This is a genomic window from Cyanobium sp. FACHB-13342, from assembly GCF_014697415.1.
Classification (GTDB): domain Bacteria; phylum Cyanobacteriota; class Cyanobacteriia; order PCC-6307; family Cyanobiaceae; genus Cyanobium_A.
In genome coordinates this window covers 1-13,360 of record NZ_JACJRT010000007.1, presented here as the reverse complement: position 1 = coordinate 13,360, position 13,360 = coordinate 1, and the positions used below count along the sequence as shown (strand labels likewise).

12 protein-coding genes are annotated in these 13,360 nt (G+C 68.7%); 7 read left to right on the top strand and 5 right to left on the bottom strand.

Annotated elements, in window-relative coordinates; all coding sequences use genetic code 11:
* Positions 1–25 precede the first annotated feature (25 nt).
* Positions 26–1,270 carry a lycopene beta cyclase gene (gene crtL, locus H6G16_RS03755; protein WP_190388989.1) on the top strand — a complete coding sequence of 415 codons (1,245 nt, stop codon included), beginning with the start codon at positions 26–28 and terminating at the stop codon, positions 1,268–1,270.
* On the opposite strand, the gene H6G16_RS03750 is transcribed toward crtL, so the two are convergent.
* Positions 1,267–2,859 (bottom strand): 1,4-alpha-glucan branching protein domain-containing protein, encoded by a 1,593-nt coding sequence (locus H6G16_RS03750; protein WP_190388988.1) that lies wholly within the window; start codon positions 2,857–2,859, stop codon positions 1,267–1,269. The two genes, crtL and H6G16_RS03750, sit on opposite strands and share 4 nt — an antisense overlap.
* Positions 2,860–2,967: 108 nt before the next feature.
* Here H6G16_RS03750 and H6G16_RS03745 point away from each other — a divergent pair, with 108 nt between their 5' ends.
* From H6G16_RS03745 to H6G16_RS03735, 3 genes are all read left to right on the top strand, one after another.
* Positions 2,968–4,611 carry a 2-isopropylmalate synthase gene (locus H6G16_RS03745; protein ID WP_190388987.1) on the top strand — a complete coding sequence of 548 codons (1,644 nt, stop codon included), beginning with the start codon at positions 2,968–2,970 and terminating at the stop codon, positions 4,609–4,611.
* Positions 4,612–4,670: 59 nt separating this feature from the next.
* Entirely contained in the window at positions 4,671–5,435 is a 765-nt protein-coding gene (locus H6G16_RS03740) for a carbohydrate ABC transporter permease (RefSeq protein ID WP_242036187.1), read from the top strand.
* 351 nt (positions 5,436–5,786) lie between these two features.
* On the top strand, positions 5,787–6,623 hold the full coding sequence (locus H6G16_RS03735) for a hypothetical protein (protein ID WP_190388985.1): 837 nt from the start codon (positions 5,787–5,789) through the stop codon (positions 6,621–6,623).
* Between the two features lie 6 nt (positions 6,624–6,629).
* On the opposite strand, the gene H6G16_RS03730 is transcribed toward H6G16_RS03735, so the two are convergent.
* The 4 genes from H6G16_RS03730 to H6G16_RS03715 all read right to left on the bottom strand — a co-directional run bounded on the left by H6G16_RS03730 (position 6,630) and on the right by H6G16_RS03715 (position 11,989).
* Positions 6,630–7,082, bottom strand: coding sequence for a hypothetical protein (locus H6G16_RS03730; protein WP_190388984.1), 453 nt, complete (start codon positions 7,080–7,082; stop codon positions 6,630–6,632).
* A gap of 89 nt (positions 7,083–7,171) precedes the next feature.
* Positions 7,172–9,133: a hypothetical protein gene (locus tag H6G16_RS03725; protein WP_190388983.1), complete on the bottom strand. Its 1,962-nt coding sequence runs from the start codon at positions 9,131–9,133 to the stop codon at positions 7,172–7,174.
* On the bottom strand, positions 9,126–10,847 hold the full coding sequence (locus H6G16_RS03720) for a Wzz/FepE/Etk N-terminal domain-containing protein (protein WP_190388982.1): 1,722 nt from the start codon (positions 10,845–10,847) through the stop codon (positions 9,126–9,128). Before H6G16_RS03720 ends, H6G16_RS03725 begins: the two co-directional genes overlap by 8 nt.
* Positions 10,847–11,989 (bottom strand): polysaccharide biosynthesis/export family protein, encoded by a 1,143-nt coding sequence (locus tag H6G16_RS03715; protein WP_199289171.1) that lies wholly within the window; start codon positions 11,987–11,989, stop codon positions 10,847–10,849. The genes H6G16_RS03720 and H6G16_RS03715 overlap by 1 nt, the downstream gene beginning before the upstream one ends.
* Positions 11,990–12,401: 412 nt before the next feature.
* Here H6G16_RS03715 and H6G16_RS03710 point away from each other — a divergent pair, with 412 nt between their 5' ends.
* The 3 genes from H6G16_RS03710 to H6G16_RS03700 all read left to right on the top strand — a co-directional run.
* A complete protein-coding gene (locus tag H6G16_RS03710) occupies positions 12,402–12,632 on the top strand; it encodes a ribbon-helix-helix protein, CopG family (RefSeq protein WP_190388981.1) in 231 nt (76 codons plus the stop codon).
* Entirely contained in the window at positions 12,629–12,871 is a 243-nt protein-coding gene (locus H6G16_RS03705; RefSeq protein ID WP_190389248.1) for a type II toxin-antitoxin system RelE/ParE family toxin, read from the top strand. Before H6G16_RS03710 ends, H6G16_RS03705 begins: the two co-directional genes overlap by 4 nt.
* A 217-nt stretch (positions 12,872–13,088) precedes the next feature.
* Positions 13,089–13,360: GDP-mannose 4,6-dehydratase (locus tag H6G16_RS03700; protein WP_190388980.1), on the top strand; the 272-nt coding region annotated here is incomplete at its 3' end.

Below are 13,360 nucleotides of genomic sequence, written 5' to 3'. Positions count from 1 at the left end.
TGCTGCTTAAAGCCCCTGATCCAGCATGAGCTCTCCCCATGACGTGATCGTGCTGGGCGGCGGCCCGGCCGCGTTGTGCCTGGCGGCGGCGCTGGCCGAGCAGGCGCTGCAGGTGGCCCTGCTGGCCCCCCACGATCTGCGGGCCCCCTGGCCCAACACCTACGGCATCTGGGTGGACGAGGTGGAGGCCCTGGGGCTGGCCCACCTACTGGAGCACCGCTGGAGCCACACGGTGAGCTATTTCGGGGCGGGCGCGGCCGATCCGGCCGATCCGGCCAATGCCGCCACGGCCCATGGCCGCGACTATGGCCTGTTTAACCGGGAGGGGCTCCAGCAGCACTGGCTCACGGCCTGTGAGCGCGGTGGTGTGGCGTTGCTGCAGGGCCAGGCCGAGCGCTTGGAGCTTGATCCGGCCGGCGGCGGCAGTGTGCTCCACACCGCCGCTGGCTCCGTGCTGCACGCCCGGCTGGTGGTGGATGCCACCGGCCACGGCTCGGCCCTGCTGCGGCGTCCCGACCGGGGGCCGGTGGCGGGGCAGGCGGCCTATGGGGTGGTGGGGCGGTTTTCGGCGCCGCCGGTGGCGCCGGGGCAGTTCGTGTTGATGGACTACCGGGCCGACCACCTCAGCGACGAGGAGCGCCGCGAGCCACCCACCTTTCTGTACGCGATGGACCTGGGCGGCGGCCGGTTCTTCGTGGAGGAAACCTCCCTGGCCCTGGCGCCGCCGGTGCCCTATGCGGTGCTCCAGCAGCGGCTGGAGCGGCGCCTGGCCCACCGCGGCGTGGCGATCACGGCGGTGGAGCACGAGGAGTTTTGCCTGTTTCCGATGACCCTGCCCCTGCCGGATCTCGATCAGCCCCTGCTGGGCTTTGGCGGGGCCGCGGCGATGGTGCATCCGGCCTCGGGCTACATGGTGGGTTCGCTGCTGCGCCGGGCCCCGGCGGTGGCCGCGGCGGTGGCGGCGGCGATGGCCGACCCCGCGGCGCCTTCGGCGGCCCTGGCCCGGGCCGGCTGGCAGGCCCTCTGGCCCGAGCCGGAGCGGTTCCGCCGGGCCTTTTATCTGTTTGGCCTGGGCAAGTTGATGGGCTTTGAGGAGGCCCGGCTGCGCCACCATTTCGCCGCCTTCTTCCGGTTGCCGGCCGTGGAGTGGTTTGGCTTTCTCACCAACACCCTCACCACCCCCCAGCTGCTGGGGGCGATGCTGCGCCTGTTTGCTCTGGCCCCCAACGACGTGCGGGCTGGCCTGCTCTTGCCCGCCCGCCGGCCCTAGCCCTGCGTCGGGTCGGGGGTGCGCACCGGCAGGGGCAGCCAATCGGCGGCGTTGAGCAGGGGGAAGAGGCCGTCTTCGATCGCCACGGCCTTGAGCCATTCGGCCGGCAATGTAGTGCCGTTGTCGATGGCATCCAGCAGGCGCCAGAAGCGATCCAGGTGGCGCTCGATGCGCTCCTTGGCCAGCTCGGTGGTGGTGCCGGCCCGCAGGATGAAGCTCCAGTCGGAGCTCTGGGCCAGCAGCAACTCCCGGCCGGCCTGGGTGAGCAGGCTGCGCTGGGCCTCGCTGCCCACGCCCCGCTGCACCCGCGTCACCATGGCCCGGGAGGCCCGCTGCCACTCGGCCACCACCCAGGCATTGGTGTCGTTGAGCCAGTAGTCGTGGTAGCCCCCCTGCCCCCAGCTGCTGGGGGAGGGTCGGCACACCTGCAGGGGATCGCCGCCGCTGAGGGCTTCCCGCAGGGTCACCAGGCGCACGCCAGCCTCGCCGGCCTGGCGGAACAGGGCCGCCAGGAACTGGGGCCCCTCAAACCACCAGTGGCCGAAAAGCTCGGCATCGAAGGGCGCCACCAGCAGGGGCCGGCGCTCCATCGAGCGGGCCAGGCCCGCCAGTTCGCTGGCGCGGCCCTCCAGGTAGGCGGTGGCATGCTGCTCGATCCGCTCGGCGGCCACGGCGGGTTGGTAGGGCTGCTTCTGGTCGAGCGGACAGCCCTGGGCCGTGACCCGGTGCAGCTTCAGGCCCAGGGGCCGGCGGCTGGGGATGGCGTGGCTGGCCAGCTCTGCCTCGGGCAGGTCCCAGCCCAGGTCGCGGTGGAACTCCCGGTAGGCGCCATCGCCGGGGTAGCCCTCGCGGGCGCTCCACACCGGCAGGGTGGCGCTGCTGTCGCGGCCGAAGAAAGCCGCCCCGGCGGGGGAGCAGATCGGCGCAAACACCCCGTAGCGGGGCCGGGGCAGGGCGTGCAGCAGGCCGTGGGCATCGAGCACCGAGTAGCGCAGGCCGCAGGCCACCAGCTGCTGGTCGAGCCCCTCGTAGAAGGCGCATTCCGGCAGCCAGATGCCCAGGGGCCGTTCGCCCAGCAGCCGCTCGTGCTCCCGCACGGCGGTGATCAGCTGGGCCCGCACCGCCTCCGGCACCTGGCGCAGCAGGGGCAGGTAGCCGTGGGTGGCCCCGCAGGTGATCAGGTCGAGCACGCCCTGCTGCTGCAGCCGCCTGAAGCGGGGGATGAGGGCACCGCCGGCCTCGATCCACTGCTCCACCACCGCCTCGAGCTGGCGGGCCAGGTGGGTGGCGGCCTCAGCGAGGGGCTCGGGGGCCTGCTGCAGCAGCTCCTGGCGCTGGGCGATCCAGGGCAGGAAGCGGGCGTTGAGCTGGCGGTCGGCCAGCAGGGACAGCAGCGTGGGCGAGAGGCCGAGGGTGAGGCGGGGCTGCTGGCGCCGATCGGTCGCAGCGGCCTCCAGCACCGCCAGCAGGGGCAGATAGCACTCCTGGAGCGCTTGGAAATACCAGTCTTCCTCCAGCGATCCGGGCTCGCTCGAGCGCACGTAGGGCAGATGCGCGTGGAGGACGAGGGCCAGATCGCCTGCGGCCATGACCTTCCCGCGGTGCGACCACTCTAGGCGCATCGTTCTGGCGCCCCGTACAATGGGCCTAACTCATAGCCAGTCCGCCTAAGGGCTGGTTCGTCCCAGGAGCCCCCGATGGCCCGCGATCCCGGCCGTGTGCTGATCTTCGACACCACCTTGCGCGATGGCGAGCAGTCGCCCGGCGCCAGCCTGAACCTCGAGGAGAAGCTGGCGATCGCCCAGCAGCTGGCCCGCCTGGGGGTGGACATCATTGAAGCCGGCTTCCCCTTTGCCAGCCCCGGCGACTTCAACGCCGTGCAGCGCATCGCCGAGACGGTGGGTACCGCCGATGGCCCCACCATCTGTGGCCTGGCCCGGGCGGCCGCGGGGGACATCAAGGCCTGCGCCGACGCGGTGGCCCCCGCCGTTCACCGCCGCATCCACACCTTCATCGCCACCAGCGACATCCACCTCGAGCACAAGTTGCGCAAGAGCCGCGCCGAGGTGCTGGCGATCACCGCCGAGATGGTGGCCTATGCCCGTTCCCTGGTGGACGACGTGGAATTCTCCTGTGAGGACGCAGGCCGCAGCGATCCGGAGTTCATGCACCAGGTGATCGAGGCGGCGATCGCCGCAGGCGCCACCACGATCAACATCCCTGACACGGTGGGCTACGCCACCCCGGCGGAATTCGGCGACCTGATCGCCGGCATCAACCGCTCCGTGCCCAACATCGACCAGGCGGTGATCTCGGTGCACGGCCACAACGACCTGGGCCTGGCGGTGGCCAATTTCCTCGAAGCGGTGAAAAACGGCGCCCGCCAGCTCGAATGCACGATCAACGGCATCGGCGAGCGGGCCGGTAACGCCTCGCTGGAGGAGCTGGTGATGGCGCTGCACGTGCGGCGCAGCTACTTCAACCCCTTCCTGGGCCGGCCGGCCGAGAGCACCGAACCCCTCACGGGCGTGCGCACCGAGGAGATCACCAAGACCTCGCGGCTGGTGAGCAACCTCACCGGCATGGCGGTGCAGCCCAACAAGGCGATCGTGGGCGCCAACGCCTTTGCCCATGAAAGTGGCATCCACCAGGACGGCGTGCTCAAGAACCGCCTCACCTACGAAATCATCGACGCCCGCACCGTGGGCTTGGCTGACAACCGCATCTCCCTGGGCAAGCTGAGTGGTCGCAGTGCCTTCCGGGCCCGGCTGGAGGAATTGGGCTACACCCTCGAGCGCGACGACCTCGACGACGCCTTCGCCCGCTTCAAGGAGCTGGCCGACCGCAAGCGGGAAATCAGCGACCGCGACCTCGAAGCGATCGTGAGCGAGCAGGTGCAGCAGCAGGACGACGGCAGCTACACCCTCAAGAGCGTGCAGGTGAGCTGTGGCACGGGCCTGCAGCCCACCGCCACCGTCACCCTGGTGACGGCCGATGGCGCCGAGCTCACCGAGGCGGCGATCGGCACGGGACCGGTGGATGCGGTGTGTCAGGCGCTCAACCGCCTGGCCAATGTGCCCAACGAGCTGGTGGAGTTTTCGGTGAAATCGGTCACCGAGGGCATCGATGCCATGGGGGATGTGACCATCCGCCTGCGCCACCAGGGGGTGCTCTACTCGGGCCACTCGGCCGACACCGACATCGTGGTGGCCGCCGCCCAGGCCTTCGTGAACGCCCTCAACCGGCTGCTGGCCGGCGGGCGCCACCAGCCCCTGCACCCCCAGAAGGCGCCCCTGCCGGTGGTGGGCGACCTGCCCCTGGCCGAGCGGCCGCGGGTGTGAAGCGCTCCACCCTGGCGGCTGCCGCCCAACTGATCCTGTTGTTGCTGGTGGCGCTGGCGATGCTGGTGCCGCTCCTCTGGCTGGTGAGCACCTCGCTCAAGGGCCCGGCGGAGGACATCTTCACCAGTCCGCCGGCGCTGCTGCCCAGCCAGCCCAGCCTGGAGGCCTACAGGCGCCTGTTCACCGACAACCCGATCGGCACCTACCTGCTCAACAGCACGATCGTGAGCGGCCTGGCGGTGCTGGCCAACCTGCTGTTCTGCTCCCTGGCGGCCTACCCCCTGGCGCGGATGCGCTTCAAGGGGCGGGGGCTGGTGCTGGCCCTGGTGGTGGCCACGATCCTGATCCCCTTCCAGGTGGTGATGATCCCGCTCTATCTGCTGATGGTGCAGATCGGCCTGCGCAACACCCTCTGGGCCCTGATCATCCCCCAGGCGGCCACGGCCTTTGGCATCTTCCTGCTGCGCCAGAGCTTTCTGGGGGTGCCGGTGGAGCTGGAGGAGGCGGCCCGCTGCGATGGCTGCACACCGCTGGGGGAGTGGTGGAACGTGATGATCCCGGCGGCCCGGGCCGACCTGATCACCCTGGCGATGTTTGTGTTCATCGGCACCTGGAGCGACTTCCTTTGGCCCCTGGTGATCCTCGATGATCCCGAGCTCTACACCCTGCCGTTGGGGCTCCAGCAGCTGGCCAGCAGCTTCTCCCTGGATTGGCGCCTGGTGGCGGCGGGCTCGGTGATCTCGATCCTGCCGGTGCTGGTGCTGTTTGTGGGCTTGCAGAGATACATCCTGCCCAGTGCCAGTGGCGACGCCGTGAAGGGCTGATTAGGAACTTTTGCGCATTTTTTTGCGCATTTCCTAAGGCCGTTGGTGTGCAAGCATGGCGTGCCTTGGGATTGTTGCGAGATCGCGGCGCCAAGCCCCGAATGCCTGCCTGGATAGATCTATGCTTTTTCTGCATAGACACTGGATTGTCGACCTTTCTTTTGTTAATACTCTTTCGACTGATTTATATTGGTGCTTCATCCCTGCTCGACGGTTGAGTTTCCGGGATTGCTGCTCCCTTGCCTGGGGGAGCTTTAGGTGCCGTTCAATGATTCGTTTGTCGATGATCTTGACATTCTCGATTATCTCGAGCTGCTCCATAGCACCACGGCTGTAGCTCGGGAGCTGGGAATGTCCCAAAGCAGTTGTTCCAGGCGTTATCGGGCCTTCAGTCAACAATTTGATCTGGGTTTTGACCGGGTGGATGGCCGCTATGGCTCCAGCCGCAATGGCGATGTGCTCGCCTCCCTGCGCCAGGCCGCCCAGATGCGCCGGGTGCGGGTGGGCCAATTCCGTTTTGGGGTGGGGTGGCAGCTGGTCAGCCTGTTTCAGCCCGATGGCCAGAGTGGGGCCCGCTGTTTGCCGCTGCGGCAGATGGACAGCTGGGGGGTGGCCTCGCTGCTCGAGCAGCGGCTGGTGGATTTCTGGCTGGGGGGCCTGCTCGAATTTGCCCAGCTGTTGCCCACGCCCTTCAACCGCCTGCGCAGCACGCGGCTCGGGCTCACCCAGACCCTGATGGCCGTGCCGATCTGCCGCTGGACCCTGCAGCTGTTTGCCCACCGCAACCATCCCCTGCGGCAAACGGCGGCGTTGACCCCGGAGCAGCTGCGCCGCTTCCCGTCCCCGTCCTTGCCGGTGGGCGTGGCGCCCCTGCTGATTCGCCATCTCCAGGACAACGGCCTGGCCACCAGCCCCACCCCGCTGCGCACCTATGGCTGGAGCGATTGGCAAGGCGCCGCGGCCGACGGCCACTCGCTCAGCTATGGCGGCCCCCACGACGGCCTGGTGGCGGCTGCCGATGGGGTGGAGCCGCTGGCCTACCCCCTGCAGATCGTGGAGGTGGGGGCGGTGTTGGGCCACCGCGATGTGATCGAAGACGGCCAGTTCGAGACCAACTTCAAGCAGCTGTCGCGGCAGCTGCGCCAGTCGCCTGCCGCCAACCAGAACGGCCTGCACTGGCTGATCTGAGCCCGCTCAGTTGGCGGCGGCAGGAGGCTTGGGCGATGGCTGGGGAGGCGGCGCCAGGGGCTCATCGAGCTTGGGCAGGGGCGGCAGGGTGTCAACGCCGGCGTCGCGGGTGGCCTGCTGCCGGCGCAGCTCCAGGCGCAGGTTGGCGTTTTCGCCGCTGAGGGCCTGGATGCGGGCGCTGTTGCGCTCCACGGCCTGCAGCCGTTCCACGGTGGTGCGCAGCTGCTCCTCCAGGCCGGTGGTGCGGTCGAGGGCGCGGCTGTTCTCCAGGCCCTGCACCCGCTCCTGCAGCTGGCGGATGGTGGCGTTCTGCTGGCGGGTTTTGCCCACGATCACCACAAACAGCACCACGAGCATGGCGGTGACGCCCGCCTGCAGCCAGGGCACCCAGGCCAGAGCTGCTCCATTGGCGCCGGCGCCTTGGGCGCTGGATGCCGGTTGGTCGGGGGCGGGGGTCATCGAGGCCGGCTGGCGGGTCTGCTTCGATCCTGCCTGCCGCCCGGGCGTTTGTCAGGGGGCGGCGGGGGCTTTGTGAGGCGCGGGGCGGCTCAGAAGCTGAAGCCGAGCCGGGCACCCACACGCACCTGGTCGTTGCCGAGCAGCTGGCCGAGGTCGTAGAGGCCGGCCGCATTGGACACATAGACGTCCACGGTGGTGCTGCGGGAGGCGAGCCAGCGCAGGGCCAGGCTGCCGTTGGAGCCATTGGTGCCGCCCAGATCGGTGGCCACCAGATTCACTTCCGGGATCAGCTGAAAGCTGGGCCCCAGCTGCAGGTTGGCCCCCAGGCCCACGCCCCAACTGGTGCCGGATCCGCTCCAGGCCAGTTTGGGGTTGAGGTTGAAGGCCAGGGTGGGGCTGGCCTCCCAGGTGTTGATGGTTTCGAAGAAGAGGTAGCCCTGCTTGCTGCTGGCGTCTTCGTTGCGGCCCACGGAGATGCGGCCAGCGGCCCAGAGGGGCAGGCTTTTGCTGGGGCGGAACACCATCGCCTTGCCGCCGAAGCGCAGGTTGGGGCCGCCATCGCCGGCGTAGGTGTTCACGAAGTCGTTGCGGGGCTCGATGCCGTTGAACACACCGGCCGCCAGCTGGAATTGGAAGTCGTTGGACACCGAGTAGCCGGCGCCGCCGAAGAGGTTGCCGCGGCTGTCGCCATTGAGCCAGAGCTGGGTGGTGCCGTCGGCGGGGGTGAGGGCGGTGTTGACGCTGAGGCCCCCGAGGGCCAGGGAGGCCTGGCGGCGGCTGTAGCGGGGGCTGGGGGAATCCATGGCACCGGGATTCCAGGTGAAGCGCCCATTGAGCATGGGCTCGGTGGGCGCGCTGGGCAGGGCCAGGATGGCGGTGGCCGGGCTGAGGCCAAAGCCGTTGGTGATGCTGGCTTCCAGGCCGATGCGGGGGTTCACCGCGATGTTGGCGCCGGCGGTGAGGATCGGCACGCGGGAGTACACCAGATCGCCATCAAAGGCATTGGTGCCGGGCCCGAAGGGCAGCAACGCCGAGCCGAACAGCTGCACCTGGTTGCCGAGCCGGTAGCTGGCCCCCAGGCCCAGGCTGATGGTGGTGCCGTAGAACTCCCCAGCGCCGCCCTGGTCGGCGCCCTGGAAGTCGGGCAAGAAGCTCACCGCTGGCACCAGCGAGAGCTGCAGCTGGCGGCTGGCCTGCCAGGTGAGGGGCAGCGAGAGGGCCCCCACCCAGTTGCGGGTGAACACCAGCTGGCCGGAGTCGTTGAAGATGTTGGGGGTGCCGGGCCCGTCGCAGCTCACGGTGCCGCCGCAGCCGCTGCCCACGGTGAAGAGCTCGAGGGCTCCTTCGGCGGCGAGCTGCCAGTTGGGGCCTCCGGCGAGGCGGCCGCGCAGGCTGGCACCGGCCGCATTCCAGTAGTTGGCGGGCTGGCTGGGCCGGCTGGGGATGGGCGCAAACAGGGGGTCGTCGGCGTAGGTGTAGGTGAGCGACACCAGCAGCGCCCTGGAGAGGCCCACATCGGCGCGGAAGCCATAGTTCTGGTTGCCGCTGCCGCCGGCCTCACCGCCATCGCCGGGGCTCACCTGCTGGAAGCTGAGCTGGGCCAGGCTTTCATCCAGCAGCCAGGCGGTGGGTAGGGGGCCCAGGCGCAGCAGGGGCAGGTAGTCGGCCCGGCTGGGCAGCAGGCCGGCCAACACGGCCTCGGCCTCGGCAGCGCTGGTGGGGGGGCTCGCTCCGGAGCCTGGAGCGGAGCTGGCCTCGGCCGGCGGCGCCAGCGAAGGATCACCGGCGGGCACCGGAGCCCATTGGGGAGGAGTGCTGCTGCCGGGGTCGCCGGGGGGCACGGGCTGCCAGCTGGCACCGGGCAGGGCCGGATCGGTGGCCGGTGGCACGGGGCTCCAGCCGGTGGGGCTGGCAGGCACCCCAGATCCGGCGCCTGAGGGGGCGAGGGGCTGCCATTGGGGCTGGGCCCAGCCGGGCTGCGCCAGGCCGCTGGAACCCAGGCTGAGCAGGGCCGCGGCGAGGGGCAGCAGCTGGGCCCGAGGCCTAGGCATCCGGGCTCTGGAGCAGCAGCCAACCCAGGGCGGGTTTGCCCTGGAGCTGGAGCTGCTGGCGCAGGGCGTCGAGCTGGGGGCGGGTGATGACGCCTGGACGGGCCACCAGCAGCTGGGCCTGGCAGGCGCCGGCGGCCACCAGATCGCTGGTGCCGAGCACCTGGGCGCCGGGGGTGCGCTGCTGGAGGGCCCGCTGCAGGGCCTCGGCCAGCTCCGGCTCGCCTGGGCCGGCCGCTGGGATCAGGGCCACGCTGGACGCCCCGGCCAGGGGGCCCGAGGCCAGCAGGGCCAGGGTGGGGGCCCAGCCTTCGGGCGCGGCGGGATCGAGGCGGGCCAGCAGGGGGCCGGGCAGGGCGGCCTGGAGCTCGTCGGTGGCGAACACCCGGCCGCTGCGGCGCTCGGCCACCAGGGCCGCGCCGGAGCCGAGCACCAGGCCGGCCAGGAGCCCCAAGCCCAGGTTGCGGCCCTTGCTGGGGGACACGGGCTTGTCGAGCAGGGTGGGGGTGGAGATCAACTCCCAGGGTTCGGTTTGCTTGGCCTGCTCCAGGGAGGCCAACTGCAGCTGGTTTTCCAGTTCAGTGAGAGTCTTCTCTTCGCGCAGGGCTTGGCGCACCAGCTGGCGATGCTGCAGCACCACGTCTTTGGGCCGGGAGGCGGATTGCAGGCGGGCCTCGGCGGTGGCCAGCTGGCCTTGCAGCAGGGCAATCGTTTCGCGATTCAAGGTGCTGGCCAGGGCCGCCTGTTCGCGCAGCAGGGCACGGATGATGGGGTCGCCCTCCTTGAGCCGGCTGCGTTTTTCAGCCAGATCAGCCTCCACATCCTGGTAGCGCGTGTAGAGCTCCTTGTTGGCCTCCAGCTGGGGAGCCTGGAAGAGCACGGCGCTGCCGGCCGCTTTGGCGTTGGTGAGTTGCTGGCGCAGGGCGATGACCTGGGCCTGGGCGGCCATGCGACTGGCCTCCACGGAGCCACCGGTGCCTGCTGATGATCCGCCGCCGCCACCGGCCATCTCAGCGCTGGCGGCGGGCAGGCCGTCCTGAAGGCCCAGTCCGTTGGCCAGAGCGAAGGCTTGGGCCTGGCGCATGGAGGCCTCCGCCTTGGGGGCGAGAACGGTGATCCGTCCTTGGAGGTAGGTCACCGCGTTGGCAATGTCGCGGCGGCGATCCCGGCCGGAGTAGTCCTGGTAGGCCTTGGAGATGCGCTCAATCACCGGCAGGATTAAGGCCTGGTCGGAGTCGCGGTAGGCGATGTTGAGCACGGACGTGCCCTTTTCCAGCTTGATCTCGAGGTTGTCCTTGAGCCAGTCGGCATAGCGCAGGCGGTCCACGTTTTCACCGGCGCGCAGCTTGCTGGTTTTGACGAAGTCGAACACCGGCTTGAGTACCGAAGGGCTCTCCAGCACCTTCACTTCGGTTTCGAGGCTGTCTTTGCCACCGCTGCTGCCGAGGCCCGCCAGCCCGGCCAGCATGGGATTCGCGGCCGCGAGCTGGGCCAGCTTGCCGCCGGAGCCTTCGCTACTGGCCAGCACGATCTGGAACTCCCCTTCCCACACCGGCTTTTGCAGCAGGGTGACAGCGGCGGAGAGCAGCAGGGTGCCGCCGGCCACCTGGGCAATCAGGCGCCAGCGGCGGCGCAGGGAGGCAGCCAGCTGGCCAAGGTCGATCTCGTCGTCGGCCGGCGCAGGGTGGGGCTGAGCCTGGGGCAGGGAGGGGCTCATCAGCGGAACAGGCTGTACACCGAGTACACCCCCACGAAGGGGCCGGTGAGCTCGTTCATCACGCTGATGCTGGCGGAGAGGGCCGAATCCTGCACGCGGATGATGTCGCCGGCCATCAGGATGGGATTGGCCGTCGAATCGCTAGCGGCGTTGGGGTTGTAGGTGAACAGGCGGCGATCCAGTTCGCCTTCGCGGGTGAAGCGGATGAATTCCACCTTGCCGCGCAGCAGGGAAGGACCGCCGGCGAGGTTGAGGGCCTGGTTGAGGGCGGAGCCCTGGGGCAGGGTGACGCCGCCGGGGGTCTTCACCCGGCCACTCACGTACACCTGGATGAACTGGGGGCTGAGGTTGGTTTGCCCGGCTTTGAGCACCTGCTCGCGCAGCACCACGGGGCTCTTGGCCACGCTCACCACGTCGCCGTCAAAGAGGCGGATGTTCTGGGATTCATCCCCCTCGGTGATCAAGGTGAGGAAGTTGAGCTGGGTGCGGATCTTGCCGCCGCCGGCACTCACGGGCTGGCGCCGGGTGACTTGCACCTCGGCCAGGTTGGAGTAGGGGGTGATCCCTTGGGCGGTGCGGATCGCGTCGAACACGGTGGGGAACAGGGTGGCGGAGCTGCTGCCGCCGGCGCTGCTGCTCTTGCGGGTGGTGAGTCCCTGTCCCAGGGCTGCCGAGCCGCTGGCCACCTCAGGGGTGGTGTTGGGATCTGTGAGGTCTTCCGTAGTGGCTTGCACGCCACTCAGGGTGTAATAGCCCGGCCGCTTCACCTCTCCGCCCACGTAGATGCGAATCGGGCGGTAGCCCACCGGGCGGATGTAGATCTCGGGCTGGCGCACGTAGCGCTTGAACTGCTCGGTGAGGAAGTAGCGCAGCTCCTCCACCGTGAGCCCTTCCACGTAGAGAGCACGCAGGCGGGGCAGATAGAGGGTGCCGTCGGGGCCGATCGACACCGTGCCGCTGAGCTCGGGGATGTCGAGCAGCTCGATCTGCAGGGTGTCGCCCGGGCCGAGGATGTAGCTGTCGTAGACGACCCGGCTGCGACTGGCGGCTGCCGGGTTTGATGGGGTGTTGGCTAGGCTGGGTTGTAGGCCCAGAACGGCCAATGCCACGGCCGTGCCCACCCACCAAACTCGTCGTCGCAACGGTTGCACCGGGATGGAAAATTTCCTGGAGCGACCCTACCGCCCCGGAGCGTGCTGATCTGCAGCGGAGTGGCCGCTGGACGCACTGGAAGCGGCCAAGGCAAAGCTTCAAATCTGCAAATTATGCGTTTTCTGCATCCTGGAGTTGAGGGCTTCGCTGTGCGATCTTTGTTGTGCTGAGGCGAGAGGGTTGAGGATTCCTCCCCTTCACACAGCGTTTTAGTCGAAAAGTGCGACTAATTATCCGTAAAGCCACGTCCGCCGGATCCGGTTCGACGTAGTTGGCGCACACCCTGCCAGCCTGGAGGGGCCTCGGTGCACCAAGAGCCGTTCCAGCTGATCAAGGCCTGATGCCTGGGGCCGCAGCCTAGAAAAATGTCATTGACATCTCCGCGATCTCGCAGTGACTCCCATGGTTCAAGTCACGGCCCGCCTCCCCGACACCCGCGGCGCCGAGCTTGATGCAGCGGCCCAGCAGCTCAACCGCTGCCGGGCCGACATCATTCGCCAGGCCATCGAGTACTACCTCGACGACATCGAGGATTTGCGCTCCGGGGTGGCAGCCTTGAAGGACCCTGCCGACCCTGTGCTCGACTGGCTTGAGGTTCGAAATGCGCTGTTCGCTGCGGATGCTGGTCGCTGAGCAAGAGCCGTTCTGCGGCGAAGGCGTTGGCCGCGCTGCCGAAAGCTGACCGGCTGCGGGTGGTTGAGGCCATCGACCTGCTCTGCGACACCCCAGCCGCCGGCTCTTCACTCAAGGGTGAATTTGAGGGACTGCGGCGGTTGCGTGTAGGGCGCTACCGCGTCGTCTACGAATGGCAGCGCAGCGAACTGATGATCTTGGTGGTGCGCGTCGGCCATCGTCGCGAGGTCTATCGCTGACCGGTCATCCACCACATCGGAGGATATGGGGTTGCTCCACTGAGCCGCCAAGCGTTTCTCGTCTTCTACCGATGGCGCTGCGATGAGCACCACCATCACTTCTCCAAGCACTGTCCAGACTTCCGTACAGCCTGTACAGAACCTCAAAGGCTGTTTTTGAGCGACTTGGCATCGCCAACGACACCACTGTTTCCACTCAAGCCTCTTCCCCCAGCCGATGACCCTCAGCCCCACGTTCGTTGACTGCAAAGGGCGTGTCGCCCTGATCACCGGCATCACCGGGCAAGACGGCAGCTACCTGGCGGAACTGCTGCTGGAGAAGGGCTACACGGTGCACGGCATCAAGCGCCGCGCCAGCAGCTTCAACACCGCTCGCATCGATCACCTCTACCAGGATCCCCACGAGAGCGACCCGCGCCTCCTGCTGCACTACGGCGACCTGACGGACAGCACCAACCTGATTCGGATCATCCAGCAGGTGCAGCCCGA

Bases quoted from the DNA above. Each gene is read 5' to 3' on its own strand.
- crtL (WP_190388989.1), top strand. From the start codon at position 26: ATGAGCTCTCCCCATGACGTGATCGTGCTGGGCGGCGGCCCGGCCGCG.
- H6G16_RS03740 (WP_242036187.1), top strand. From the start codon at position 4,671: ATGCTGGTGCCGCTCCTCTGGCTGGTGAGCACCTCGCTCAAGGGCCCG.
- H6G16_RS03735 (WP_190388985.1), top strand. From the start codon at position 5,787: ATGTCCCAAAGCAGTTGTTCCAGGCGTTATCGGGCCTTCAGTCAACAA.
- H6G16_RS03725 (WP_190388983.1), bottom strand. From the start codon at position 9,133: ATGCCTAGGCCTCGGGCCCAGCTGCTGCCCCTCGCCGCGGCCCTGCTC.
- H6G16_RS03710 (WP_190388981.1), top strand. From the start codon at position 12,402: ATGGTTCAAGTCACGGCCCGCCTCCCCGACACCCGCGGCGCCGAGCTT.
- H6G16_RS03745 (WP_190388987.1), top strand. From the start codon at position 2,968: ATGGCCCGCGATCCCGGCCGTGTGCTGATCTTCGACACCACCTTGCGC.
- H6G16_RS03730 (WP_190388984.1), bottom strand. From the start codon at position 7,082: ATGACCCCCGCCCCCGACCAACCGGCATCCAGCGCCCAAGGCGCCGGC.
- H6G16_RS03720 (WP_190388982.1), bottom strand. From the start codon at position 10,847: ATGAGCCCCTCCCTGCCCCAGGCTCAGCCCCACCCTGCGCCGGCCGAC.
- H6G16_RS03750 (WP_190388988.1), bottom strand. From the start codon at position 2,859: ATGGCCGCAGGCGATCTGGCCCTCGTCCTCCACGCGCATCTGCCCTAC.